The organism is Pararhizobium sp. DWP1-1-3 (assembly GCF_049896125.1).
In the GTDB taxonomy this organism is placed as follows: domain Bacteria; phylum Pseudomonadota; class Alphaproteobacteria; order Rhizobiales; family Rhizobiaceae; genus Pararhizobium.
The window spans coordinates 178,822-202,801 of the sequence record NZ_JAFCTR010000005.1; the positions used below are offsets into that span (position 1 = coordinate 178,822).

A 23,980-nucleotide genomic window follows, 5' to 3' on the forward strand; every position below is an offset into this window, starting at 1 on the left:
GGCGCTTCATCCGCACGATTGAGGGTAAGTGCGGGCGAAGGTCAGTGCGGCAGAGAGATCTGCGTGTGATAGCCCAGCTCCGGCTCCTTGCCGGTCAGGTTGGCCTTGGCAATTTCCCAGCCGAATTTCAGGGTGCTGTTGGTCGAAGCCCAGATAGCAACATCGTCAAGCTTCAGCTGCAGCATGGTCAGCGACGGATCGTCCTTACCGCCTTCGAACCAGGCGGCCACCGGCGCCGACCAATATTTGTCGATATGGTCGCGGGATTTGACCTCGTCGATCGCACCGGCAAGGCACGCATGGTAATCGTGATCCTTGCTGATGACGCAGAAATGCGCGCGGTCTCCGGTCCGCGCAGCCTGGATCAGATCGCTGTCGGTGCGGGTGAAAAACCAGATCGAATTGCTTTCCTTCTCGACGAACGGCGCCATCGGTTGCATATGCTGACCGGATCCTTCGACGCCCAGCATGCCGGCATGGACATCGTCAAGCACATCCCACAGCTGCTGTAGCGGATCGGTTTTCGTCTTCGATATATCAGCCATTGTCTTTCCTTTATCGATTGGGGATCAGGCGGCGCGGCGCTCGTGGCGGCCTTCTTCAATTTCCTCGACGATCTTTTTGACAAACGCGTCGAGGTCGTCCGGATTGCGGGAGGTGACAATGCCCTTGTCAGTGACGACGGGCTCGTTCGACCAGATGGCACCGGCATTCGTCATGTCGGTCTTGATCGAGATGTAGGAAGTCATCTTGCGGCCGCGCACGGCGTCGGCCTCGATCAGCAACCAAGGGGCATGGCAGATGGCGGCAACGATCTTGCCGGATGCGACGAACTCCTTGACGACGCGCATGGCAGCCTCGTCATGGCGCAGAATGTCCGGGTTCATCTGGCCACCGGGCAGGACCAGCGCGTCGAAATCTTCGATCTTCACGTCCTTGGCGAGGAGATCGACATTGACCGTGTCGCCCCAGTCCTTCTCGTTCCAGCTCTTGATCGGGTCCGTGCCGATCGAAGCGATCTGGACGTCGGCGCCGCGCCTTTTCAGCTCGTCGAGCGGCACGCGCAGTTCCGAACGTTCGTAGCCATGGGTGGCGAGGATGAGGATTTTCGATTTGTCGATGAACGGCATTGCGCCATCTCCTTGTGCAAGCTTGGGGAGGGTTCGCGCTTACAACGGACGCCTTCGGCAATCGTTCCGATCTTTCGGTGTTTTCTCGCATTGACCAAGGGCGCATAAGAACGTATCATGAACAACCATGAAAAAATCGCTGAACGAACGATTGGCCATCCTGTCCGATGCTGCCAAATACGATGCTTCCTGCGCCTCAAGCGGAACAGTGAAGCGGGACTCGTCGAAGTCCGGCGGGCTGGGATCGACGGAAGGGTCCGGCATTTGCCACGCCTATGCGCCGGACGGACGCTGCATTTCGCTGCTCAAGATCCTGATGACGAATTTCTGCATCTACGACTGCGCCTATTGCATCAACCGCTCGTCCAGCAATGTCGAGCGGGCGCGGTTCAGCGTCGAGGAAGTCGTCTGGCTGACGCTGGAATTCTACCGGCGCAATTATATCGAAGGCCTGTTCCTTTCGTCCGGGATCATCCGCTCGTCGGATTACACGATGGAGGAAATGGTCCGCATCGCCCGGGAATTGCGCGTCACCCATAATTTCGGCGGTTATATCCATCTGAAATCCATTCCGGAGGCTTCGCCGCTGCTGATCGAACAGGCGGGGCTCTATGCCGATCGCCTGTCGATCAATATCGAGCTGCCGACCGACACGGGCCTGACCCGGCTTGCGCCGGAAAAGCGGCCGGCCAATATCCGCAAGTCGATGGGTGAACTGAGGCTGAAGATCGAGGCTGCAAATGATCCGACGCTGCAGACCAAGCGGCGCAAGCGCTTCGTACCCGCCGGCCAGAGCACGCAGATGATCGTCGGAGCCGATCAGGCCAATGACAAGGTCATACTCGGCACCAGCGCGCGGCTCTATGGCAGCTATGGCCTGCGCCGGGTATATTACTCCGCGTTCAGCCCGATTCCCGATGCGTCGAAAAACCTGCCCTTGATCAAGCCGCCTTTGATGCGCGAGCACCGGTTGTACCAAGCCGACTGGCTCTACCGGTTCTATGGGTTCGGCATCGAGGAAATCACCGAAAATCAGCCGGACGGCATGCTGGACCTGAAGCTCGACCCGAAACTCGCCTGGGCGCTGGTCAACCGGCATCGCTTTCCGGTGAATATCAACTCGGCCGAACGCGAGATGCTGCTGCGGGTGCCGGGTCTCGGAACGAAGGCCGTCAACGGCATCCTCTCCGCCCGGCGTCACCGCCGTTTACGGCTGGAGGACCTGGCACGTCTGCATGTCTCGATCAAGAAGGTGCAGTCCTTCGTGGTGACCGAGGGCTGGACGCCGCACCGGCTGATCGACCGCTCCGATCTGCGGGCGATGTTCGAGCCCAAACCCGAACAGCTGGCGCTTTTGTGATGGCAACGGTCCTCTTGGAGGGGCGGGGAGATTTGACCGAGTGGCGGGAGGCCGCGCGGTCGCTGCTTCTTGCCCGCACGCAGCCGCGCACGATCGATTGGCGGTGCAGGAGCGATGCGGCAGGCGACCTGTTTGGACCTGCTGCCGGGGTGCCGGAGGCGCCTTTTGCCCCTGCAGCGACCGTGCCGGCCGTGACTGTCCCAAAAGCCTTCCTGTCATTGGCGCAGGCCGTGATCTGCCACAGCGATCTCTTGCGCTTCCAGCTTCTCTACCGGGTTCTCTTCCGGCTGCAGGAAGAGCGCACGCTTTTGGAAGTGCTCTCGGATGCGGATGTGGCGCAGTTGCGTGCGATGGAAAAATCCGTGCGGCGCGATTGCCACAAGATGACGGCTTTCGTCCGGTTCAAGGAGTTCGATATCGCGCAGGGTCATGCGCGACGGCGCTTTCTGGCCTGGTTCGAGCCCGATCATCACATCGTCGCGCGGGTGGCGCCGTTCTTCCAGCGCCGGTTTACCGACATGGACTGGATCATCGCCACGCCCAAGGGCACGGCGGCCTGGGATGGCGAAGTCCTGTCGGTTTCAACCGAACCCGCGGAAAATCCGATGCTGTCAGACAGCACCGATTTGCTGTGGCGCACCTATTTTTCGCACATCTTCAATCCGGCCCGTCTGAAGGTGAAGATGATGATGACGGAGATGCCGAAGAAATACTGGAAAAACCTGCCGGAGGCGGAGCTCATACCGGGCCTGATTGCCGGTGCCGAGGCGAGCGTCATCGCCATGGCCGAGCGGGCTGCCAGCGAGGCGCCGTTGTTTCACCAGCGGCTGCAGGCCATTGCCCAGGCCGAGCCGGAGATTGTCCAGCCGCCGGCAGGAACGCTTGAGGAGCTTCGCGAGGAGGCACGGCATTGCACCCGTTGCGCCCTGCATTGCAGTGCGACGCAGACTGTCTTTGGCGAGGGGCCGCAGGATGCCAGGATCATGATCGTCGGCGAGCAGCCGGGCGATCAGGAAGATCTGGCCGGCAGGCCTTTCGTCGGCCCGGCGGGCGCGGTGTTTAACACAGTTGCTCAGGAAGCAGGGCTGGATCGCAAGGACACCTATGTCACCAATGCGGTCAAGCATTTCAAATATGAGCCGCGCGGCAAGCGCCGTATCCATCAGAAGCCGAATGCCGGCGAGGTGCAGCATTGCAAATGGTGGCTGACGCGGGAGCTGGCGCTGGTCAAGCCGAAGCTGGTGGTGGCGATGGGATCAACCGCGCTGATGGCCCTCACGGATAGCCGGCAACGGCTTTCGGATCTGCGCGGCGAGATGCTGCAACTCGGCGCGGGGCAGTCGCTGCTGGTCACCGTGCATCCCGCCTATCTCCTGCGTATTCCGGATGAGGGGCGCAAGCATGAGGAAATGGCGCGTTTCCGCTCGGACATTGCTCGTGCTGCCGCATTCGGGCGACGGACAATGGCTGATGTCCGGCCGCACAGCGCAACGGGAGATATCAGGCCGTCAATCTGAGCGGGCTGAATCGGGTTGGATCAAGCGCCTGTACGCTAAACCCTTCCGGATGGGGCTGGCGGGTCAACAGGCTTGCCGCCAAGGCGCCGAGGGCGGGTGAGGTGAGGATGCCGTAACCACCTTGGCCCGCCAGCCAGAAGAAATCCGGTTGATCGGGTGCGAAGCCGATGACGGGTAGTTTGTCCGGCGAGAAGCTGCGCATTCCGGCCCAGCTCTTGGCGACGCGGCGGACCGGGATGGTGGTTGCCTCCTCCACATAGTGTGCCGCCCAGGCGACATCGAGCTCCTCCGGCTGGACATCGCCGGGTTCGCAGGGTGTGGCATCGGCGGGGCTTGCGAACAGCCGGCCGGCGTCGGGCTTGATGTAGAAATCCTCGTCGATTTCGTTGATTTCCGGCATATCGGCGATATCGATTCCCTCCGGAACGTCAACCGTAATGGCCGTGCGGCGATGCGGGACGATGCCGAGCGGCTTGACGCCGAAGATTTCCGCAATTGGATCAGCCCATCCACCGGCGGCATTGACCACGGTCCTGGCACGGACGGGACCGGTTGATGTCTCGATAGTCCAGCCGTGGCCATCATGGCTGGCGGACAGAACGGCGTGGCGTTCGCGGATGTCTGCGCCGTTGCGGCGGGAGCCCTTCACATAACCCTGCATCAGGCTGTCGACTTCGATATCCCAGAAGTTGGGATCGTAGAACGCGGCTGCGGCGTAGCCCGGCTTCAGGATGGGCACGCGCGCCAGCATTTCCTCCTCGTCCAGCGGCTCGAGTTCTGGTGTGAAGGCAAGTTCGGCGCGGAAAACCTCTTCCAGCCGCGCGGCTTTTTCGGCGCTGGCGATCATCACGCCGCCGCGCTGCTTTAGAAGCGGAATAGCTGAAAATCCGTCCGGCGGGCTATCGAAGAAATCCTTGGCGATCGCGGCAAGCGCGCAGACCTCTGGCGCATTATACCGCAGGACGAATTCGGCGGCGGAGCGGCCGGTGCTGTGATAGCCGAGCGCTGTTTCCCGTTCGAGCACGACGACAGAGCGATGCGGACTAAGGAAATAGGCAAGCGACAGGCCGGCGATGCCGCCGCCAATAATCGCCACGTCGAATGTCTGCATATTACTCACTGCCCCTTACAGTATCTGCGATCTCCCTCGCGCCGCCGGACCGTAACGGTGGCGAACTCGATGTTCAAATTTATAGTGGCGAAGCTGACTATCAGGCAGATTGATGCCCCACGCTGTGATCAAGCGGCTCGGTCTCCGCGACATGGCGCAGGAAGGCAGCTTCGGCGGGATTGAGGATCGCATTGGGATTGGTGATGCGAAAAACATCCGTGGTTGGCAGCAGATCATAGGGCGGCAATTGCCAGAGGTCGCCGGCGGCAAGGCCCGGTGCGGCCAGATGATCCGGCACCATGCCGATGCCGATATTGGCTGATATCAGGCGCAGCACCTCCTCGACATTGCAGGAGACGGCCCGGACCTGCTGGCCGAAGGAGCCCATGGCACGCACGGCAGTGATGGCATTCATGTGCTGGCCGCCGAGAACATCGGCGATGAAGGCGATGTAGGGATCGCCGCGCAGGTCGTTCAAGGCCGCCGTCTTTGCGCCGAACAGCCGGTGGCCCCGGCCGCAATAGAGCCCGTATTGCTCGCGGATATGGAAGGCCTTGCTCAATGCTTCGGGGATATTGCCGTCGCACAGGCCGATGGTGGCGATGTTGCGCTCGACCGCGCTGATGACGCTGACGGTGGTTTCAACCGCGATGCTGAGCGTTACCTTCGGATAGAGCTGAAAGAAGCTTTCGAGCTTGCGATCCCAGGCCGGATTATGCGCGTGACTGACCGAATGAATGCTGACATGGCCGGTCACGTCGTCGCCTGCGGTTTCCAGCGCATTCGGCAGGCGCACGACCGCTGCGAAGATATCGCGGCATTGGCGGTGCAGCTTCTCGCCGGCTTCCGTCAGGTCGAAACGGCCCGGGCGGCGGTCGATCAGCTTCTGGCCGATGGTCTGTTCCAGCCGTTTCAGCGCCATGCTGACCGCCGGTTGCTGCAACAGAAGACGGTTGGCCGCCGCCGTGATGCTGCCCTGCTCGACCACCACCACGAAGGTTCGCAGCAGGTTCCAGTCGAGATTATGGGCAAAGCGTTCGAGGCGATTGTCAGGCATGGCGAGCCGCGATCAGAGGGAGACGAGACCGGAGGGTAGCCGGTTCATGATCTCGTGGCCATCCGCAGTGACGAGCAACTGGTTTTCGATGATCATGCCGCCGGCGCCATCGACATACCAGGGCGTCTCGAAGGCCAGCACCATGCCAGGCTCGATGATAACGTCGGATTTCCGCGACAGGAACGGCCATTCCTCGCTGCCAAGGCCAGCGCCCAGCCCATGGCCGAAATGACCGCGCGTGTAGCCGGGGAAACCCGCCTTGCCCATCGCCTCGGTCGTCACCCGGTGCACCTCGCTCATGGCGATGCCCGGCTGCAGCAGTGGTAGGCCCGCGTCATAGGCCGTTTGCAGGGCATCGAACAACCGGGCCTGAAGCGCAGACGGCGCGCCGCAGACGAAGGTGCGGCCGGTATCAGATGTATAGCCGGCAATCAAACAGCCGACATCAACCTTGATCAGGTCGCCACGTTCGACTACGCCACCCTTGGTCCACGGGTTCTGGCCGACGGAGACATATTCCCAGAGTCCGGTGAGATTCTGGACGCCGCGCCGCGCGGCTTCGGCCCGAGCGCCCTTTTCCCAGGCGCTTGCCAATTCATCGCGGCTGATGCCGATATCGATGGTTTCGCGCAGAGCGACGATCCCGGCCTCGGCCAGTTCGACGGCTGTACGCAGATAGCCGATCTCGGTTGGCGATTTTATCATCTTCAATCGCCGGACCAGATCGGAGGCATCGACAAGTTCGGCCTGCGGCAATGCGGCGGACAGAAGCCGGAAATCCGCGACGGAAAGGCCATCGAACTCGATGCCGATACGGCCTTCGCCAAGGCCCTTCTCCGCAAGAAGCGCTGCCACCAGCTGGAAACCCATGTTGGCGTCAAAAGTCTCGGGGCGCTGAAACCCTGCGGGACGGCGCTGTCTTTCCCAGGCTGCTTTGATCAACTCTTCCGGCGGCCGTGCGTCCATGCCCCGGATATCGCCGGTCTCGACCCAGATCGGATTGATGCGGATATCGGTAATCGCGCTGGAGGCGCGAAACGCTGCCTCGAACAGGTCGGTGACCACGGCGGCTTGCGGAAGGGCGGGGTCGGCAGGGATGATGGCCGCCACGGCACCGGCACGCCGCCACATCGTGGCAACCCCGGCGGGGGCGCCTGTCGCGTAGGTAAAACTCTCCGGCGAAAGCAGCAGCAGCGCGTCGAGACCGGCGGTTTCCATCAACTGCGATGCGCGTGTCCTGTCGAGGTGAGCCATGCCGTTTCCTTGTCCTGTGGCTGCAATGTGTTTCATGCCGCCATTCCCGCAGCGCATGAGGCAGTGCCGCATTTTCGTTTGTATCGCCCTGCCCGGCTTGCCATAACGGATACAAGAAGGAAAGTGACGGGAGGACGCCATGGCTTCAAGACAGGAATTCCAGTGGGACGACGCATTTCTGCTGGAGGATCAACTCTCTGAAGACGAGCGGATGATCCGCGACACGGCCCGCGCCTATGCGCAGGACAAGCTGCAGCCGCGCGTCATCGATGCCTACCGCAACGAGACGACCGATCCCTCGATTTTCCGCGAAATGGGCGAACTCGGCCTGCTCGGCGTAACCGTGCCGGATACCTATGGTGGCGTCGGCGCGTCCTATGTGGCCTATGGCCTGGTTGCCCGCGAGGTCGAGCGTGTCGACTCGGGTTACCGCTCGATGATGAGCGTCCAGTCTTCCCTCGTCATCTACCCGATTCATGCCTATGGTTCCGAAGAACAGCGCCAGAAATACCTGCCGAAGCTGATCAGTGGCGAATGGATCGGCTGTTTCGGCCTGACCGAGCCGGATGCCGGCTCCGATCCGGGCGGCATGAAGACGCGGGCGGTGAAGACCGATGGCGGCTACCGGTTGACGGGCTCGAAGATGTGGATTTCCAACGCACCGATCGCCGATGTCTTCGTCGTCTGGGCGAAATCCGAGGCGCATGGCAATGCCATTCGCGGCTTCGTGCTGGAAAAGGGCATGAAGGGTCTCTCTGCCCCGAAGATCGGCGGCAAGCTGTCACTGCGCGCCTCGATCACCGGTGAAATCGTGCTCGATAATGTCGAGGTCGGCGAAGATGCATTGCTGCCGAATGTCGAGGGCCTGAAGGGTCCGTTCGGCTGCCTCAACCGCGCCCGCTATGGCATTTCCTGGGGCGTGCTCGGTTCGGCTGAATTCTGCTGGCATGCGGCTCGCCAATACGGGCTCGACCGCAAGCAGTTCGGCAAGCCCTTAGCCCAGACGCAGCTATTCCAGAAGAAACTTGCCGACATGCAGACGGAAATCACCCTCGGGCTGCAGGCATCGCTGCGCGTCGGCCAGCTTATGGATGCGGGCCGGATGGCGCCGGAGATGATCTCGATCGTCAAGCGCAACAATTGCGGCAAGGCGCTGGATATTGCCCGCGCCGCCCGCGACATGCATGGCGGCAACGGCATTTCCGAGGATTATCAGGTGATGCGGCATATGGTGAATCTGGAAACGGTGAACACCTATGAAGGCACCCATGACGTGCACGCCCTGATCCTCGGCCGCGCCCAGACCGGGCTGCAGGCCTTCTTCTGAGCGCCGGCATGGAAACGCCGCTGAAGGGCCTGAAGGTTCTCGAGCTTGCCCGCATCCTGGCGGGACCATGGATCGGCCAAACCCTGGCCGATCTTGGCGCCGATGTCATCAAAGTGGAAAGCCCGGCGGGAGACGATACCCGCACCTGGGGACCCCCCTTTATCGAAAGCGACACCGGCGGCCATCTGGATGCCGCCTATTTTCACGCCTGCAACCGGGGAAAGCGCTCCGTTATTCTCGATTTCACGACGGAAGAGGGGCAGGAGGCCGTGCGCCGGCTGGCGGCCCAGTCGGACGTGCTGCTGGAGAATTTCAAGGTCGGCGGGCTGGCGAAATACGGGCTGGATTATGAAAGCCTGAAAAAGGTCAATCCGCGGCTGATCTATTGCTCGGTCACCGGCTTTGGCCAGGATGGGCCCTACGCCCATCGCGCCGGTTACGACTATATCATCCAGGGCATGAGCGGCATCATGGACTTGACGGGCGATCCCGAAGGCGAACCGCAGAAGATCGGTGTTGCCTTTGCCGATATCTTTACCGGCCTTTATGGTGTCATCGCCATCCAGGCAGCACTTCACATGCGCGAGCGGACCGGCGCCGGCCAGCAGGTCGACATGGCTTTGTTCGACAGCATGACCGGGGTGCTTGCCAATCAGGCGCTGAACTTCCTCGTTTCCGGTCAATCGCCGCGCCGTCTCGGCAATGCGCATCCCAATATTGCGCCCTACCAGGTCTTTCCGGTCTCCGACGGCCATCTGATCGTCGCCGTCGGCAATGACCGGCAGTTCGTCAAGTTCTGCACGCTGCTGGGGCTCGATAGCTTGGCGACAAATCCTCGTTACCTGACCAACGCCAGCCGGGTGAAAAACCGCGACACGCTGACGGCGGAACTGGCGGCGCGGACGGTGATCTATAGCCGGGATATGTTGCTTGCCATGCTGGAGGCAGCTGGCGTGCCCGGTGGACCGATCAACACGGTGGCAGATGTGTTCTCCGACCCGCAGATCATTCACCGCGAAATGCGGGTCGATACGCCCCATACTGGATCGGCATCGGGGACGGCGCCGGGCGTGCGCACGCCCATTCAGTTTTCAGATGCCGAACTTGCCCTTGAGCGCGGTGCGCCGAGGCTTGGGGAGCATACGCATGAGGTGCTGGCCGAGATCGGGATGAAGCCGGAAGCATTCAAACAGTGATCGTTTAGTGGTAAACGGCGCCCGTGGGATGATAACGATTCCGAATAGCCGCCGCCTCAAATATTCCCCATGCAGAGATATTTCATCTCTAGATAATCCTCGGCGCCGTGGCGGGAGCCTTCGCGGCCGATGCCGGACTGTTTGAGGCCGCCGAAGGGGGCGGCTTCGGAGGACATGCGGCCGGTATTGATGCCGATCATGCCGTATTCCAATGCTTCGGCGACGCGCCAGACCTTTTTCAGCTCCGTCGCGTAGAAGTAGGCGGCAAGGCCGTAGATGGTGTCGTTCGCCTGCAGGATGACGTCTTCCATCGTCTCGAACCGGATGATCGGGGCAACGGGGCCGAAGGTTTCGTCGCAGGCGACCAGCATGCCCTTGCCGACGTTTGAAAGCACGGTTGGTTCGAAGAAGGCGCCGGAAACCCGCTTTCCGCCGCAGAGAAGCTTTGCGCCCTTGCCGATGGCGTCGTTGACATGGGCTTCGACCTTCTCGATTGCCCGGCTATCGATCAGCGGGCCGATGGTGACGCCCTTGGAAAAGCCGTCGCCCACCTTCAATTTGGCGACTTCCGCCGCCAGCTTGGTGGTGAATTCGTCATGGACCCGGCTCTGGACATAAATGCGGTTGGCCGAGGTGCAGGTCTGCCCGGCATTGCGGAATTTGGCCTGGATGGCGCCATCGACGGCCGCGTCGATATCGGCATCGTCAAAGACGATGAACGGTGCGCTGCCGCCGAGTTCGAGGCTGACTTTCTTGATCTGGTCGGAGCATTGCCGCATCAGGATGCGGCCGACTTCGGTCGAGCCGGTGAAGCTGATTTTTCGCACCCTCGAATTGGTGCAGAGCTCGCGGCCGATCGCATCGCCTTCCGAGGCAAGCACGAGGTTGAAGACGCCCTTGGGAAAGCCCGCGCGGATAGCCAGCGCGTGCATGGCCAAAGCCACCAGCGGCGTCTGTTCGGCAGGCTTGAGGATGATCGTGCAGCCGACCGCCAGCGCCGGTGCGATTTTACGCGCGACCATCGATGCCGGGAAATTCCAGGGGGTGATCGTGCCGACCACGCCTACCGGCTGCTTGATCACCATCATGCGGCGGTCGGTCGAAGGCGCAGGGATGGTCTCGCCGTAGACGCGCTTGGCCTCCTCCGCATACCATTCGATATAGGCGGCGGCATGCTGCACTTCGGAGCGGGCTTCGTTGAGCGGCTTGCCCATCTCGGCAGTCAGGATCGCGGCGAGATCGTCTATATGGGCAATGACCAGATCGTGCCAGCGGCGCAGGATCGTGCTGCGATCGCCGGCCGGGCGCTCGGCCCATGGAAATTGCGCCGCATAGGCATCATCGATCGCCGTGCGGGTTTCCACCACACCCATATCGGGCAGGGTGGCGAGCAGGGCGCCGTTCGATGGGTTGTGGACGTCGAAGGTCTTTGCCGCAGGCGCCCAGGGCGCGTTCACCAGGCCGAGCAAATGCGGATCCCTGACATGGGCGATCAAGGTCTCGGTAAAGGTCATCGGAGATCCTTTCTGGCAGTCTGCGCAGCGACGCAGGGCGGCATGTTTCGTCGCGGGAACAATGCCGGTAGCCGATAACAGCAGCCGGGTCCATCGGGCAGCGTGGCGCTGCTGCCCGATAGGATATGCCGTGCCAGCATTGCCTGAAATCAGGCGCGGGCTTCCAGGATCGAGGCTTCCAGAATGTCCATCGCTTCGGCGAAGATATTGTCCTGAATGGTGATCGGCGCGAGGAAGCGGATGACGTTGCCGTGCACGCCGCAGGTGAGCAGGATCAGGCCCTTCTCAAGCGCCATCAGACGGACGCGGTTGGCGAAATCGGCGCTTGGCAGATTGGTCTTCACGTCGTTGAACTCGACTGCATTCATGAAGCCCGGACCACGGATATCGACGATTTCCGGGACCTGCTCGGCAATGGCAGCGAGGCGCTGTTTCAGGCGGCCGCCCAGTTGTTCGGCGCGCTCGCACAGCTTCTCGTCTTCGATGATGTCGAGAACGGCATGGGCAGCGGCAACGCCGATCGGGTTACCCGCATAGGTGCCGCCGAGGCCACCGGGGCCCGGAGCGTCCATGACCTCGGCGCGGCCGGTCACGGCGGCGATCGGGAAACCGCCGCCAAGACCCTTGGCCATCGTCACGAGGTCGGCCGCAACGCCGTGATGTTCCATGGCAAACAGCTTGCCGGTGCGGGCAAAGCCGGTCTGCACTTCGTCGGCGATCAGAAGGATACCGTGCTGGTCGCAGATGTCGCGGATCGCCTTGATGAAGGAGGTCGGCACCGGATAGAAGCCGCCTTCGCCCTGCACAGGCTCGATGATGATGGCGGCGACCCGGTTCGGATCGACGTCGGCGGCAAAAAGGCGCTTCAGGGCAGCCAGCGACTGGTCGGCGGATACGCCTTGCAGTTCGACCGGGAAGGGCACATGGAAGACGTCGGCCGGCATGGCGCCGAAGCCGACCTTGTAGGGCACGACCTTGCCGGTCAGCGCCATGCCCATGAAAGTGCGGCCGTGAAAGCCGCCACCGAAAGCGACGACAGCCTGGCGGCCGGTTGCGGCACGGGCGATCTTCACGGCGTTCTCGACGGCTTCCGCACCGGTGGTGACGAAAATCGTCTTCTTGGCGAAATCACCCGGCAGGATGGCATTCAACCGCTCGGCTAGCTCGACATAGTTTTCGTAAGGCACGACCTGGTGGCAGGTGTGGGTGAAGCGGTCGAGTTGCTTCTTGACGGCTTCGATGACGCGCGGATGGCGGTGGCCGGTGTTGACGACGGCGATACCGGCGGCGAAATCGATGTAACGATTGCCTTCCTTGTCCCAGATTTCGGAATTCTCGGCACGATCCGCATAGATCTGCGTGGTCATGCCGACACCGCGGGAAATGGCTGCGTTCTTGCGATCGGTCAAACTTGTCACGGGTATCATCCTGATGTTGCGTGGAGCGTTTTCGGTTGCAGATTTCGCGGAAATCCTATATTTTTTCTGTAGGTTTGCAAATCAAATTTTGTGATTTGAGCAGCAGCGCCCGGAATGGATTTCCTGCCCGCGAGACGGGATCGCGCGGTTTTGTGCCGCCAAAACAGGTGACGCTGCGCGCCAGGTATGTTTCAGAGTGGGAACGGTGCGCATGGATGGCTTGAAGATGTCACAGGACGGCTTATGAGTGATGCCATGAAGATACGCTACAAGGTCGCGGAAGCCGCACGGCTTGCCGGCGTCTCAGCATCGACCTTACGCCTTTGGGAGACGCAAGGACTGGTTGTGCCGGACCGGTCCGTTACCGGGCACCGGCAATATAGCGAGGGCGATGTTGCCCAGCTGAAGCGGATTTCGTGGTTTCGCGCCGAACGCGGTCTCAACCCTGCTGCGATCCGCGAGGCGCTGGAATTGGAGGCGAGTGAGCTCGACGATGCTGGCCAGCCCGCCAACGGCGATGCAGCCCCGCAATCACAGGTCGGCCGCAAGCTCAGGAGCCTGCGCCACGCCGCCGGCAAGACGCTGGAGCAGGTGGCTGGCGATGTCGGGATCGCAGCCTCGGTTCTTTCGACGCTGGAGCGGACCTCGCAGGGGGTTTCTGTCGCTGTCCTGCATAATCTTGCCGAATATTTTTCGACGACAGTTTCGAGCCTGTCCGGCGAAGACGAGCCGGACGTGCGGGCGCTGGTGCGCGCCGGTGAATGGCGGACATGGCCGCGCACGACGCCGGGTCTGACGGTGCAACTGCTGGCCGAGGGCCGCAACCAGATGGATTGCCATCGTTTCGTTCTCGAGCCGGGCGCTTCCAGCGAGGGTGCCTACAAGCACGAGGGCGAGGAATTCGTCTATGTGCTTTCCGGCCGGGTGGAATTCGTGCTGGATTCCGATCAGTTTCACGATCTGAACCCCGGCGATTCCCTCTATTTCAACAGCCGCCGTCACCACGCCTGGTCGAACCGCCATGACGGCGAGACGGTGCTTCTGTGGATCAACACGCCACCGACGTTCTAGCGCTTTTCCATCACGGTTTTCCAATTTGCCGATCAAGCGGATTTATACCGGCTATTGTCTCTATCTATTTCGTTTATGTACATTTCAGGCATAGAGTTTCCATCAAGCACCGGCAAACGGTGCGCAAAAAGGGAACTGAACACATGAAAAAACATATGATCGCACTGGCTTTTGCCTGTGCCGCTGCCTTTTCCATGACGCCTGCCAATGCTGCCGAGAAGCTCAGAATCGGTACGGAGGGCGCTTATCCTCCCTTCAATTTCGTCGATACCGCCGGCAAGATCGGTGGCTTTGATGTCGATATCGGTCTGGCGCTGTGCGCCAAGATGCAGGTCGAATGCGAAGTGGTGGCGCAGGACTGGGATGGCATCATTCCCGGACTGATCGCCAAGAAATACGACATGATCATCGCCTCGATGTTCATCACCGAAGAGCGCAAGAAGCAGGTCTCCTTCAGCGATCCCTATTACATGGCGGCCATGACCCATGTTGCGGCAAAGGGTGCCGGTATCACCGCATTCACCAATGAGGCGCTGAAGGGCAAGGTCATCGGCGCGCAGTCCGGCACCACACAGGCCGAATATATTGCGTCCGTCTATCCCGATGCGGAGATCAAGCTCTACCCGACGCAGGACGAAGCCAATCTCGACATGGCCAATAGCCGCCTCGACATGGAAGTCGGCGACATGCTGCCGATGCTGGACTGGGTCAGCAAGAACAATGACGGCAAATGCTGCGAGTTGATCGGCGAACCGATCACCGACCCGAAATTCGTCGGCGACGGCGTCGGGATCGCCCTTCGCCAGGACGACAACGATCTTCGCGAAAAGCTTAACAAGGCACTTGCCGACATTCGTGCCGACGGCACCTACAAGACGATCAACGACAAATACTTCACCATCGACGTCTACACGATGCGGTAAGGTCCGAACCCGGCATTCCGCTTTACGGGAAACCATCGCGTGATCGCCTGCCACGCAAGTGGCGGGCGTGGTCAGGCCGGCTGGATTTTCCGTTTCGCCTTCTGCCGATGATACGTCAGCGCTGCGCGCAGGCAGAGCGCCAGCGGTTCCCGGGGCAAAGGGCCTGTTGCCGGAACGAGGAGCGCGCGCTGGCCCTCGAAGGCAAAGTCATGGGCAAAATGCGCACGAAAAGTGGCGATCAGAGTGGTCTGGCAGCTGACGAACACAGCGCAGTGATCGGACGCCGACTTGGACACGCCCAGACGGAGGGTCGTGCCGCTTCTGCTGGCTTCGGTCAGATAGGCCGGTTCGCCCCATTTCAGCGTTTCGGTCAGCTGGCCGACACCTTGGGTTTCGGCTGCCACGGCAAGGATGAGGTCACGGATCTGCAGCAGCCGTAGTCTGATCGGCTCGGGATACCGCCCGAGCGCTTCGGCGACGGCTTCGGGTACGGGCTGGCTGGTCATGACACGCTCCCCGGCTGCGGTGGACTTATCCCCTGAGCGCTGGCCTATTTCGTGACGTCGATGACGACGCGGCCACGGATTTTTCCAGCGACGATGTCTTCTGCAAGCTGCGGCAGGCGCGACAGCGGCTCGACCGTCGTCATCGCCGCAAGCTGCCGGCGGTCGAGGCTTTCCGCCAGAATGGCCCAGGCCCTGTCGCGCTCGGTGTGTGGTGCCGTCACCGAATTGATCCCGAGCAACGCGACGCCGCGCAGGATGTGCGGCATGACGGTTGCAGGCAGATCGGCGCCGCCGGCGAGGCCACAGGCAGCAACAGCGCCACTCTGGACGGTCTGCGCCAGAACATTGGCCAGCGTCGTGGATCCGACGGAGTCGATGGCGCCTGCCCAGCGCTCCTTCTGAAGTGCTGCGCCCTTTGCGGCAAGTTCGGCCCGGTCGATGAAACCGGTCGCGCCGAGGGCCGACAGATAATCGCGGGTTTCCGGCCGGCCGGTGGATGCGGTGACCCTATAACCGCGCTTTGCCAGCAGCGTGATAGCGACAGAGCCTACGCCGCCGGCCGCACCAGTGACCAGGATTTCGCGCGCATCCGCTTTGATCTTGCCCCAGGCTTCCAGCGCTTCGATCGCAAGGGCGGCCGTGTAACCTGCGGTGCCGATCGCCATGCTCTCTTCAAGCGTGAACGCATCCGGCAGGCGCGTCAGCCATTCGGGTTTCAGGCGCTGGAACCGGCTGTAGCCACCCCATTCCGTTTCCGACATGCCCCAGCCATTGACGACAACCTTGTCACCGGTCTTCCAGTCCGGATTACGGGATTCGACGACGATGCCGGAAAGATCGACGCCTGCCACCATCGGCAGGCGGCGGGCGATGCGGCCCTTGCCGGAAATTGCGAGACCATCCTTGTAGTTGAGTGTCGAGAACAAGACCTCGACCAGCACGTCGTGATCGGGCAGATCCGCAAGCGCCAAGTCCCGAAAGCCGGCCACCGGTTTGCCATCTTGGTCGTCGATCACCAGTGCCCTGAAATGGTCCGTCATGATTTTCTCCCATCAATTTTGACGCAGCATGGCATGGGAAAAAACCAAAAGCCATTTCGACGACAGATGCGAAAGGGACGCCGCTATTCCACAGGAGACACGCGAAGCCGGCTCTTTCGAACCCTCAAAAGGCGCGAAGCAACCTGCCGACGGCGCTGTTTTGGGGTTCGTAAGCAAACCATTGATTCATCAGGCAATTATCGGCGAAGGCGCAATTATATATTGAGTGGATTTACTTGTAACATAATGTATTTCGCATGAATGAATTTCGAGATTATCTGCCATGCTTGCCGCGCAGGGCAGATTTGCTTTCCGCTCTCTGGCGAAATACATGGCGGAGTGCTATCTCACCCTCGCAACAAACCAATGGAGCATACCATGTTTTCGCAGCGCAAGCTGTCGAGCCCGTCTGATCGCGGTTTTGTCCAGATGATCTGGAACGCGATCCTTCTCGTTCAGACCCGTGAAACGACCTCTCTCATGACAGGTCGCAACCGCTAGGCAGATGTAGCGGCCGGGCCAGCTATCGCGGCCGGGAATGTCACCGAGGCTTTCAGCCCTTTGCCCTCCGGCCCTTCACCTAGCGCAAGATGTCCGCCGAACAGTCCGGCGATTTCTTCGACGATCGGAAGTCCCAACCCCATCCCCGGTGCTTGCCCGCGTCCGCCGCGGGCAAAACGCTGGCGCACGACCTGCCGGTTCTCCGGCGGGATGCCGGGGCCGTTGTCTTCTACGTCGAGCCGGACGCCGTCTTTTTCCGTTTCGACCCGGACCGTGACCTCCGCCCCCTTGCCGGCATAGGCGATGGCGTTTTCAATCAGGTTGCGCAGCAGTTCGCCGATCAGCAGCGGTTCCGCCCGGATCAGCGCCTTGCCCTCGCCCTCGAAACCGAGATCAATGCCGGCCTCACCCGCGCCGGGCACGCGGTCGCCGGTAATCTCCTGCGCCAGCGCCATCAGGTCGATGATCTCGAGCGGCTGCGGCTCCTTCGAGCCGGCAGCGTCGATCTTTGCCATCAGCAGCAATTGCGCCAGGATGCGTTCGGCATGGGCGACGGCCTCGTCGCCCTTGCGGGCGGCGGCCTGTGCCTCCTCCAGCGTCGTGGCGCGGGCGGAAAGCGCTAGCTGGGTGCGGATGATCGCCAGCGGCGTGCGCAACTGATGGCTGGCATTGCCGGAAAAATGGCGCAGTGCATCGAGCGCCGATTGCAGACGCACCATGAAGGAATTGACCGTTTCGACCAGTCCCTCGACTTCGCTCGGCACCGATTGATCGATCGGGTGCAGATCGTCGGGGCTGCGCTCGGCAATGGCATCGCCCAGCCTATAGAGCGGCCGCAGCGAAAAGGTCACCGCGATCCAGACGATGATCGCGGCGCCAAGGATCATCATCATCAGCCGGAATGCCGAGCGCAGAAGAATCGCCTGCGTCAGCTGCCGCCGGGCGATGGTCGTTTCCGCGACGGTGACGACGAAGGGCACGGAGTTGATGCCGGTTGACGCCGATCTCTCCAGGGCTGCCACCCGGATCGGTTCGCCGCGAAACTGCGCGTCTGTATAGACGGCGGACTGGCCGTTGAGATCGGCGACCGAGGGCAGGTTCTGGTAGCCGGTGATGAACTGGCCCGGCGGCCCATCGACCCGATAGAAGACGCGGTCCTGTGCTGCCGAGGTCAGCATTTCCAGCGCCACATAGGGGATATCGACTTCGAGGGACCCGTCTTCGGCGACCACGACCCTTTCGGCAATCGCCAGTGCCGAACCGGCAAGAACCCGGTCGGAGACGATGTTCGCCGTCTTCACCGCCTCGCGATAGGTGTCGATCAGGGCGATGGTGCCGATGACGACGGTGGAGATCAGCAGCCAAGCCAAAAGCCCCCGGCGCAGGGAATAGGCACGGCGTGCCATCAGGCGTCCGCCATCTTGTCGAGATAATAGCCGATGCCGCGCGCGGTGCGTACCGTCAGCCCGTGCGGCGCCAGGCGCTTGCGCAACCGGCTGACATATTGCTCGATGGCATTGGCACTGAGATCGTCATCAAACGCCGTCAACGACTGGATGATCGCCTCCTTGGCGACCACCTTGCCGGCGCGCATGAACAGGATTTCTAAAAGGCCGAGTTCCCTTGCCGGGATATCGACTGTGATGCCATCGGCCGAAAAGGTGCGCGAATTGAGGTCAAGCGAGATCTTGCCATAGCTGACAAGCGACGAGCGCAGGCCGGCCTGCCGGCGCAGGAGGACGCGGACGCGGGCCTCGAATTCGCTGATGTCGAACGGCTTGATCATGTAGTCGTCGGCGCCGAGATCGAGCCCCTTGATCTTTTCTTCCTGCGTGCCGCGCGCCGTCAGGATCAGCACCGCCGCCTTGTTTTGCCGTGCGCGCATCGAGCGCAGCACGTCCAGCCCGTCCATTTCCGGCAGGTTCAAATCGAGGATGACGAGATCAAAGGTTTCCGTAGCAGTCACGGCATTGGCCGATGCGCCGTCGTGAACGACGTCCACGGCATAGCCGCTGCCGCGCAGGATCGCGACAAGTCCTTCCGAAAGCGCCGTATTGTCCTCGACCAGTAGTATTCGCAAATCCGCTGTCTCCCTGACGTCACTCTATCGGGCGTGCTGGCGCTTGTGAACGGGCCGACGCTGCGGCAATATCGTTTTATGCGTTTCCTTCCCCTTCTCTGTCTTCTCTGTGGATTTTCAACGACGGCCGCCGCCCAGCTGACGCTGTTTCCGGCGCGCTCAGGCAATGCGGCGGCACCGACCGTCGTCGTTTATTCCTCGCTCGACGAACCCTTGGCGCGGCCGATGATCATCGGTTTCCAGGCGGCCAATCCAGATGTGGCCGTGCGCTACGAGGATATGCTGACCGGCGAGATCTACGACCGGATCGTCAAGGAGACCGATGCCGGCGAAAAGACCGCGGATTTCGCCTTTTCGTCGGCGATGGACCTGCAGGTGAAACTCAGCAATGACGGCTATGCCCAGCGCAGCGACATGCCGATGAGCGGCCGCTGGCCGGCCTGGGCCAATTGGCGCAACACGGCCTATGCGCTGACGTTCGAACCGGCGGTCTTCGTCTATCACAAGCCGAGTTTTACCAAGGAGAAACCGCCTTCGACCCGGGCGGAGTTCGTCGATTATCTGAAGCGTCAGGGCAGCGCGGTGTTCGGCAAGATCGGCACCTACGATATCGAGAGATCCGGCGTCGGTTTCCTGTTCATGGCGCGCGATCAGGAACAGTTCGGCGATATCTGGTCGGTGATCCAGGCGATGGGGGCCGCCGGGGTCAAACTCTATTCCACCAGTTCGGCCATCCTGGAGCGCGTCTCCGATGGCCGCTTCGTGCTCGGCTACAATATTCTCGGTTCCTACGCCGCCGATTGGGCCTCGCGCCATCCGGATGTCGGCATCGTGCTGCCCCGCGATTACACCGTCGTGATGTCGCGCATCGGGCTGGTGCCGCAGGCGGCAGCGACGCCGGATCTCGGCCGCCGCTATCTGGAATTCTTCATGTCCAAGGAAGGCCAGACGATCATGGCGCGCGAATTGCAGATCCCTGCGGTCAGCCCGGATGTGGCAGGCGCCAACACTGCCAACACGATGCGCGAGATGCTCGGCGGTCAATTGAAGCCGGTTCCGGTCAGCCCCGGACTGATGGTTTATCTCGATCAGGTGAAGCGGGCGCGGCTGATTGCCCGCTGGAACGAAGTTTTGCGGCGGCAGTAGACGAAAACCAAAAATTAAGGGACATTAATGCGGCAAGGTCCCACCCGATGTCAGGTAAATGTCAGCTTCATATGGTGCCTTGCAGTTCTTCATTATCCGTGGAGGCGGATGATCGAGGCGTATGGGAGGAGTTTCACCAGACCCGGCGTAACGGCGAGCCACAAAGGCTGCCGCAGCTGATTCGACCGTGAGCCATCCCCGTCCGCAAAGATGAACACTATGCGCGCCGCCTAACGAGCGCGCCTGACGGAGGACTACCCTTTGAAACAGTTTTTTCTGGCATCCATTCTCGCCGGCGCTCTCGCCCTGCCGGCCGTTGCCGCTGACTACACCATCATCGCACCGGCCAATCCGGGCGGCGGCTGGGACCAGACGGCCCGCTCGATCCAGTCGGTCATGCAAGCCGAAGGCATTTCCGGCAACGTTCAGGTTCAGAACGTACCGGGCGCCGGCGGCACGATCGGCCTCGCACAGTTCGCCAGCCAGTCGGCCGGCAACGCCAATGCCCTGATCGTCGGCGGTTACGTCATGGTCGGCGCCATCCTGACCAACAAGTCGCCGGTATCGCTCAACGACGTAACCCCGATTGCGCGCCTGACCGGCGAATATGAGGCCATCGTTGTTCCGGCCGATTCGCCGCTGAAGTCGATGGGTGACCTCGTCGAAGCGCTGAAGAAGGATCCGGGCGCTGTTTCCTGGGGTGGCGGCTCGGCCGGCGGTACGGACCATATCGCGGTCGGCCTGATTGCCAAGGCAGCCGGCGTTGACCCGACCAAGATCAACTACATCGCGTTTTCCGGCGGCGGCGAAGCCCTTGCGGCCATTCTCGGCAGCCAGGTCACGGCCGGCATTTCCGGTTACGGCGAGTTCGAATCGCAGATCAAGGCCGGCACGCTTCGCCTGCTTGCCATGTCGAGCCCAGAGCGCCTGCCCGGCATCGACGCCCCGACCATCAAGGAAGGTGGCCTCGATGTCGTGGTTCAGAACTGGCGCATGGTTGCTGCTGCTCCTGGCCTGACCGACGAGCAGAAGGCTGCTGTTTCGGCTGACGTCGAAAAGCTTGCCAAGTCCGCTGGCTGGCAGGAAACCCTGAAGACCAAGGGCTGGACGGATACCTACCTTGCTGGCGACGCCTTCAAGGAACAGTTGGCCAAGGACGTTTCGGCAACCGAAACCATCCTCAAGGACATTGGTCTGGTTAAATGAGCAAGGGCAACACCCCTTTGACGCAGACACGCCGCCCTGACAGGGCGGCGCTTGTCATTGCCGTCTTCCTCGCCGGTCTCGCCGGCCTGATCTTCTGGGATACGTCGCGGCTTGCCAAGATTACCAGCTATTCCGGTATCGGCCCGGCGACCATTCCCTTCGTGATCGCCAGCGTGCTTTTATTGTTGGCTGCGTGGACCGTATTCGAGGCCCTGCGGGGAGATTTTCCGGCGCGCGAGCGTCAGGAGTTCGGCCCGGTAATCTGGATCGTCGGCGGTCTGGCTGCGCAGATGCTGACGCTGAAGCCGCTGGGTTTCTCAATCGCCACCGGGCTTTTGTTCGCTGCAACTGCAGCCGCGTTCGGAAAGCGGAAGCTCTGGTTCACGATCCCGATCGGCATTGTGCTCTGTCTTGGCGTCTGGCTGGTCTTTGCCGGATTGCTGCAGCTTTCGTTGCCCGCCGGTCCGCTTGAACACCTGTTTTGGTAAGGCGCTGACATGACTACTTTCGATTTCCTGTTGCACGGCATGGTCGTCGCCGCCCAGCCGATGAATCTGTTCTACGCCTTGATCGGCGTGACGCTTGGAACCGCCGTCGGCGTCTTGCCGGGCATCGGCCCGGCGCTGACCGTGGCGCTGCTTTTGCCGGTGACCTACCGGCTGGATCCGGGCGGTTCGCTGATCATGTTCGCCGGCATCTATTACGGCGGCATGTACGGCGGCTCGACCACATCCATTCTTCTCAACACGCCCGGCGAAAGCGCCTCGATCGTCACGGCGCTCGAGGGCAACAAGATGGCCCGCAAGGGGCGTGGCGGACCGGCGCTGGCAACGGCCGCCATCGGCTCGTTCGTCGCCGGCCTGATCGCGACGCTCGGCCTCGCCTTCATCGCGCCGTTCGTCGTCAAGCTGGCGCTTGTCTTCGGTCCGCGCGAGTATTTTGCTCTGATGGTTCTCGCCTTCGTCACCGTGTCGTCCGCCTTTGGCGATTCGACGCTGCGCGGTCTGACTTCGCTGTTCATCGGCTTCGCGCTGGCTATTATCGGCATCGACCAGCTGACCGGCCAGGCCCGCATGAGCTTCGGCGTTCCCGACCTTCTGGACGGGATCGAAGTGACGACCTTGGCGGTCGCGATGTTTGCCATCGGGGAATCGCTTTACATCGCCGCACAGGGCGATCAGGGGCCGGACAAGATCGAGGCGGTCAAGGGATCCGTCTGGATGACCGGCCAGGACTGGGCGCGCTCCTGGAAGGCCTGGCTGCGCGGAACGGCCATCGGGTTCCCGATCGGCGCAATGCCGGCCGGAGGTGCCGAAATCGGCACGTTCCTCTCCTATGCCACAGAAAAACGGCTGTCGAAGCATCCGGAAGAGTTCGGCCATGGTGCCATCGAAGGCGTCGCCGGTCCGGAAGCGGCCAACAATGCCTCGGCTGCCGGTACGCTCGTGCCCCTGCTGACACTCGGCCTGCCGACTACCGCGACCGCAGCGATCATGCTGGCCGGCTTCCAGCAATATGGTCTGCAGCCCGGTCCGCTGTTGTTTGCGACCAATCCGGAGCTGGTCTGGGGTTTGATCGCGTCGCTGCTGATCGCCAACTTCATGCTTTTGGTGCTCAACCTGCCGCTGGTCGGCCTCTGGGTGAAGCTTCTGACGATCCCGAAGCCGTGGCTTTATGCCGGCATCCTGTTGTTTGCGACACTCGGCACCATCGGCGCCAATCCTTCGGTGTTCGAACTCGGCATGCTTCTGGCGTTCGGTGTTCTCGGTTACGGCATGCGCATCTTCGGCTATCCGATCGCGCCCGTCGTCGTCGGCCTGATCCTTGGACCGCTGGCCGAGCAGCAGCTCCGCCGGGCGCTGGCGATCAGCCAGGGCGATGTCACGGTGCTGTTCACTTCCCCGGTTGCAGCCGTGCTGCTTGCCGTGGCCGCCGCCGCCTTGATCGTGCCGCTGATCCTGCGGGCTCGCGGTCGGGGCCAGGTGCTCTCGCAGCTGGCCGCAAACGAAGACTGACGGTTCCTCCCAAGATCGTCGCACGCGAGGGCCCGGTTGGCTCAAGTGAACTGCTCTCCGAAAGTTGGACGCCAACAATTGGAGAGCAGTTCACGGGTTAACCGGGCCCTTGCTATTTGCATGGCTGGGATGAATTCCTGTGCATTGTAAACAAGGGTTGCAGACCGCATATTCATCTCGTCGAGCAAGACACAACAACTTAGGAAAGTGAGTCAAAGAGATGAGTGCCCGTAAATCTGCCCGAGGCTTTTTCGGTAATGCCATTGCCATCTTTGGCGCGGCCACGGCCGCTGCCGCAGCAGTAGAGGGCAACCGCCGTCCGCTGGACCGCGACCTCTATACGCTCGGTATCAACCCGGCGAACTTCCATTCCGTCAAGCGCGGCTGAACTCAGCCATCGCCATGAACTCCGCAAAGCCCACCACTCGCTGGTGGGCTTTTTGCGTTCCGGGGGCGCGATTGTCCCTCGCGGATAAGGTCCGGAGGTTGGCGGCCCCGGCGCCTTCGCGGGCAATACAACGGCCATGTGTAAGTGGATTTGGAGCCCTCACAACGGACGGCGTCAAGCGAAGGATATTTCCGTCTTCGAGATTCCGGCCATCCAGACA

General features: G+C 61.7%; 23 protein-coding genes. 12 read left to right on the forward strand and 11 right to left on the reverse strand.

Annotated features, from left to right (window positions below; genetic code table 11):
* Positions 1-41: 41 nt before the first annotated feature.
* Together ACP7BS_RS13565 and ACP7BS_RS13570 are read right to left on the reverse strand one after the other, a co-directional pair.
* Positions 42-545: a pyridoxamine 5'-phosphate oxidase family protein gene (locus ACP7BS_RS13565; protein WP_426125866.1), complete on the reverse strand. Its 504-nt coding sequence runs from the start codon at positions 543-545 to the stop codon at positions 42-44.
* Positions 546-569: 24 nt separating this feature from the next.
* Complete coding sequence (locus tag ACP7BS_RS13570; protein ID WP_426238518.1) at positions 570-1,130, reverse strand: DJ-1/PfpI/YhbO family deglycase/protease; 561 nt, start codon at positions 1,128-1,130, stop codon at positions 570-572.
* Positions 1,131-1,257: 127 nt separating this feature from the next.
* Here ACP7BS_RS13570 and ACP7BS_RS13575 point away from each other — a divergent pair, with 127 nt between their 5' ends.
* Positions 1,258-2,490 (forward strand): putative DNA modification/repair radical SAM protein, encoded by a 1,233-nt coding sequence (locus ACP7BS_RS13575; protein WP_426231352.1) that lies wholly within the window; start codon positions 1,258-1,260, stop codon positions 2,488-2,490.
* On the forward strand, positions 2,490-4,007 hold the full coding sequence (locus ACP7BS_RS13580; protein WP_426238519.1) for a UdgX family uracil-DNA binding protein: 1,518 nt from the start codon (positions 2,490-2,492) through the stop codon (positions 4,005-4,007). Before ACP7BS_RS13575 ends, ACP7BS_RS13580 begins: the two co-directional genes overlap by 1 nt.
* Here the strand turns inward: ACP7BS_RS13580 and ACP7BS_RS13585 are convergent.
* The 3 genes from ACP7BS_RS13585 to ACP7BS_RS13595 all read right to left on the reverse strand — a co-directional run bounded on the left by ACP7BS_RS13585 (position 3,991) and on the right by ACP7BS_RS13595 (position 7,465).
* The gene (locus tag ACP7BS_RS13585) at positions 3,991-5,118 is read right to left on the reverse strand and encodes an NAD(P)/FAD-dependent oxidoreductase (protein ID WP_426238520.1); all 1,128 of its coding nucleotides are present in this window, start codon (positions 5,116-5,118) and stop codon (positions 3,991-3,993) included. The genes ACP7BS_RS13580 and ACP7BS_RS13585 overlap by 17 nt on opposite strands.
* Positions 5,119-5,218: 100 nt before the next feature.
* Positions 5,219-6,175 carry a LysR family transcriptional regulator gene (locus tag ACP7BS_RS13590; RefSeq protein ID WP_426238521.1) on the reverse strand — a complete coding sequence of 319 codons (957 nt, stop codon included), beginning with the start codon at positions 6,173-6,175 and terminating at the stop codon, positions 5,219-5,221.
* 12 nt (positions 6,176-6,187) lie between these two features.
* Entirely contained in the window at positions 6,188-7,465 is a 1,278-nt protein-coding gene (locus tag ACP7BS_RS13595; RefSeq protein ID WP_426238522.1) for a M24 family metallopeptidase, read from the reverse strand.
* A gap of 103 nt (positions 7,466-7,568) precedes the next feature.
* Here ACP7BS_RS13595 and ACP7BS_RS13600 point away from each other — a divergent pair, with 103 nt between their 5' ends.
* The gene (locus ACP7BS_RS13600) at positions 7,569-8,756 is read left to right on the forward strand and encodes an acyl-CoA dehydrogenase (protein ID WP_426238523.1); all 1,188 of its coding nucleotides are present in this window, start codon (positions 7,569-7,571) and stop codon (positions 8,754-8,756) included.
* A gap of 8 nt (positions 8,757-8,764) precedes the next feature.
* Positions 8,765-9,952 (forward strand): CaiB/BaiF CoA transferase family protein, encoded by a 1,188-nt coding sequence (locus ACP7BS_RS13605; RefSeq protein WP_426238524.1) that lies wholly within the window; start codon positions 8,765-8,767, stop codon positions 9,950-9,952.
* Positions 9,953-10,008: 56 nt separating this feature from the next.
* Here ACP7BS_RS13605 and ACP7BS_RS13610 read toward each other — a convergent pair whose 3' ends face one another.
* Positions 10,009-11,466 (reverse strand): NAD-dependent succinate-semialdehyde dehydrogenase, encoded by a 1,458-nt coding sequence (locus ACP7BS_RS13610; RefSeq protein ID WP_426238525.1) that lies wholly within the window; start codon positions 11,464-11,466, stop codon positions 10,009-10,011.
* Between the two features lie 149 nt (positions 11,467-11,615).
* Positions 11,616-12,884, reverse strand: coding sequence for a 4-aminobutyrate--2-oxoglutarate transaminase (locus ACP7BS_RS13615; RefSeq protein ID WP_426238526.1), 1,269 nt, complete (start codon positions 12,882-12,884; stop codon positions 11,616-11,618).
* Positions 12,885-13,127: 243 nt separating this feature from the next.
* On the opposite strand from ACP7BS_RS13615, the gene ACP7BS_RS13620 reads away from it, so the two are divergent.
* The gene (locus ACP7BS_RS13620; protein ID WP_426238527.1) at positions 13,128-13,955 is read left to right on the forward strand and encodes a cupin domain-containing protein; all 828 of its coding nucleotides are present in this window, start codon (positions 13,128-13,130) and stop codon (positions 13,953-13,955) included.
* A gap of 143 nt (positions 13,956-14,098) precedes the next feature.
* Positions 14,099-14,878: an ABC transporter substrate-binding protein gene (locus tag ACP7BS_RS13625; protein WP_426238528.1), complete on the forward strand. Its 780-nt coding sequence runs from the start codon at positions 14,099-14,101 to the stop codon at positions 14,876-14,878.
* Between the two features lie 71 nt (positions 14,879-14,949).
* Here ACP7BS_RS13625 and ACP7BS_RS13630 read toward each other — a convergent pair whose 3' ends face one another.
* Positions 14,950-15,384, reverse strand: coding sequence for a DUF1801 domain-containing protein (locus tag ACP7BS_RS13630; RefSeq protein ID WP_426238529.1), 435 nt, complete (start codon positions 15,382-15,384; stop codon positions 14,950-14,952).
* 44 nt (positions 15,385-15,428) lie between these two features.
* Complete coding sequence (locus tag ACP7BS_RS13635) at positions 15,429-16,424, reverse strand: MDR family oxidoreductase (protein ID WP_426238530.1); 996 nt, start codon at positions 16,422-16,424, stop codon at positions 15,429-15,431.
* A 378-nt stretch (positions 16,425-16,802) separates the two neighbouring features.
* On the opposite strand from ACP7BS_RS13635, the gene ACP7BS_RS13640 reads away from it, so the two are divergent.
* Positions 16,803-16,925, forward strand: coding sequence for a hypothetical protein (locus tag ACP7BS_RS13640; protein ID WP_274534236.1), 123 nt, complete (start codon positions 16,803-16,805; stop codon positions 16,923-16,925).
* Here ACP7BS_RS13640 and ACP7BS_RS13645 read toward each other — a convergent pair.
* Positions 16,922-18,331, reverse strand: coding sequence for a sensor histidine kinase (locus ACP7BS_RS13645; protein ID WP_426238531.1), 1,410 nt, complete (start codon positions 18,329-18,331; stop codon positions 16,922-16,924). The two genes, ACP7BS_RS13640 and ACP7BS_RS13645, sit on opposite strands and share 4 nt — an antisense overlap.
* Positions 18,331-19,005, reverse strand: coding sequence for a response regulator (locus tag ACP7BS_RS13650; protein WP_113313392.1), 675 nt, complete (start codon positions 19,003-19,005; stop codon positions 18,331-18,333). The genes ACP7BS_RS13645 and ACP7BS_RS13650 overlap by 1 nt, the downstream gene beginning before the upstream one ends.
* 78 nt (positions 19,006-19,083) lie before the next feature.
* On the opposite strand from ACP7BS_RS13650, the gene ACP7BS_RS13655 reads away from it, so the two are divergent.
* The 5 genes from ACP7BS_RS13655 to ACP7BS_RS13675 all read left to right on the forward strand — a co-directional run bounded on the left by ACP7BS_RS13655 (position 19,084) and on the right by ACP7BS_RS13675 (position 23,760).
* On the forward strand, positions 19,084-20,151 hold the full coding sequence (locus ACP7BS_RS13655; protein WP_426238532.1) for an ABC transporter substrate-binding protein: 1,068 nt from the start codon (positions 19,084-19,086) through the stop codon (positions 20,149-20,151).
* A 261-nt stretch (positions 20,152-20,412) separates the two neighbouring features.
* Complete coding sequence (locus ACP7BS_RS13660; RefSeq protein WP_426238533.1) at positions 20,413-21,357, forward strand: Bug family tripartite tricarboxylate transporter substrate binding protein; 945 nt, start codon at positions 20,413-20,415, stop codon at positions 21,355-21,357.
* On the forward strand, positions 21,354-21,845 hold the full coding sequence (locus tag ACP7BS_RS13665; RefSeq protein ID WP_426238534.1) for a tripartite tricarboxylate transporter TctB family protein: 492 nt from the start codon (positions 21,354-21,356) through the stop codon (positions 21,843-21,845). Before ACP7BS_RS13660 ends, ACP7BS_RS13665 begins: the two co-directional genes overlap by 4 nt.
* Before the next feature lie 9 nt (positions 21,846-21,854).
* On the forward strand, positions 21,855-23,372 hold the full coding sequence (locus tag ACP7BS_RS13670; RefSeq protein WP_426231333.1) for a tripartite tricarboxylate transporter permease: 1,518 nt from the start codon (positions 21,855-21,857) through the stop codon (positions 23,370-23,372).
* 220 nt (positions 23,373-23,592) lie between these two features.
* Positions 23,593-23,760, forward strand: a complete 168-nt coding sequence (locus ACP7BS_RS13675) for a hypothetical protein (protein WP_318414815.1) — start codon at positions 23,593-23,595, stop codon at positions 23,758-23,760.
* The last annotated feature ends 220 nt before the right edge of the window (positions 23,761-23,980 follow it).

Coding starts and splice junctions, on each gene's coding strand:
- ACP7BS_RS13565 (WP_426125866.1), bottom strand. CDS start 545: ATGGCTGATATATCGAAGACGAAAACCGATCCGCTACAGCAGCTGTGG.
- ACP7BS_RS13570 (WP_426238518.1), bottom strand. CDS start 1,130: ATGCCGTTCATCGACAAATCGAAAATCCTCATCCTCGCCACCCATGGC.
- ACP7BS_RS13575 (WP_426231352.1), top strand. CDS start 1,258: ATGAAAAAATCGCTGAACGAACGATTGGCCATCCTGTCCGATGCTGCC.
- ACP7BS_RS13580 (WP_426238519.1), top strand. CDS start 2,490: ATGGCAACGGTCCTCTTGGAGGGGCGGGGAGATTTGACCGAGTGGCGG.
- ACP7BS_RS13585 (WP_426238520.1), bottom strand. CDS start 5,118: ATGCAGACATTCGACGTGGCGATTATTGGCGGCGGCATCGCCGGCCTG.
- ACP7BS_RS13590 (WP_426238521.1), bottom strand. CDS start 6,175: ATGCCTGACAATCGCCTCGAACGCTTTGCCCATAATCTCGACTGGAAC.
- ACP7BS_RS13595 (WP_426238522.1), bottom strand. CDS start 7,465: ATGAAACACATTGCAGCCACAGGACAAGGAAACGGCATGGCTCACCTC.
- ACP7BS_RS13600 (WP_426238523.1), top strand. CDS start 7,569: ATGGCTTCAAGACAGGAATTCCAGTGGGACGACGCATTTCTGCTGGAG.
- ACP7BS_RS13605 (WP_426238524.1), top strand. CDS start 8,765: ATGGAAACGCCGCTGAAGGGCCTGAAGGTTCTCGAGCTTGCCCGCATC.
- ACP7BS_RS13610 (WP_426238525.1), bottom strand. CDS start 11,466: ATGACCTTTACCGAGACCTTGATCGCCCATGTCAGGGATCCGCATTTG.
- ACP7BS_RS13620 (WP_426238527.1), top strand. CDS start 13,128: ATGAGTGATGCCATGAAGATACGCTACAAGGTCGCGGAAGCCGCACGG.
- ACP7BS_RS13625 (WP_426238528.1), top strand. CDS start 14,099: ATGAAAAAACATATGATCGCACTGGCTTTTGCCTGTGCCGCTGCCTTT.
- ACP7BS_RS13630 (WP_426238529.1), bottom strand. CDS start 15,384: ATGACCAGCCAGCCCGTACCCGAAGCCGTCGCCGAAGCGCTCGGGCGG.
- ACP7BS_RS13635 (WP_426238530.1), bottom strand. CDS start 16,424: ATGACGGACCATTTCAGGGCACTGGTGATCGACGACCAAGATGGCAAA.
- ACP7BS_RS13640 (WP_274534236.1), top strand. CDS start 16,803: ATGTTTTCGCAGCGCAAGCTGTCGAGCCCGTCTGATCGCGGTTTTGTC.
- ACP7BS_RS13645 (WP_426238531.1), bottom strand. CDS start 18,331: ATGGCACGCCGTGCCTATTCCCTGCGCCGGGGGCTTTTGGCTTGGCTG.
- ACP7BS_RS13655 (WP_426238532.1), top strand. CDS start 19,084: ATGCGTTTCCTTCCCCTTCTCTGTCTTCTCTGTGGATTTTCAACGACG.
- ACP7BS_RS13665 (WP_426238534.1), top strand. CDS start 21,354: ATGAGCAAGGGCAACACCCCTTTGACGCAGACACGCCGCCCTGACAGG.
- ACP7BS_RS13670 (WP_426231333.1), top strand. CDS start 21,855: ATGACTACTTTCGATTTCCTGTTGCACGGCATGGTCGTCGCCGCCCAG.
- ACP7BS_RS13675 (WP_318414815.1), top strand. CDS start 23,593: ATGAGTGCCCGTAAATCTGCCCGAGGCTTTTTCGGTAATGCCATTGCC.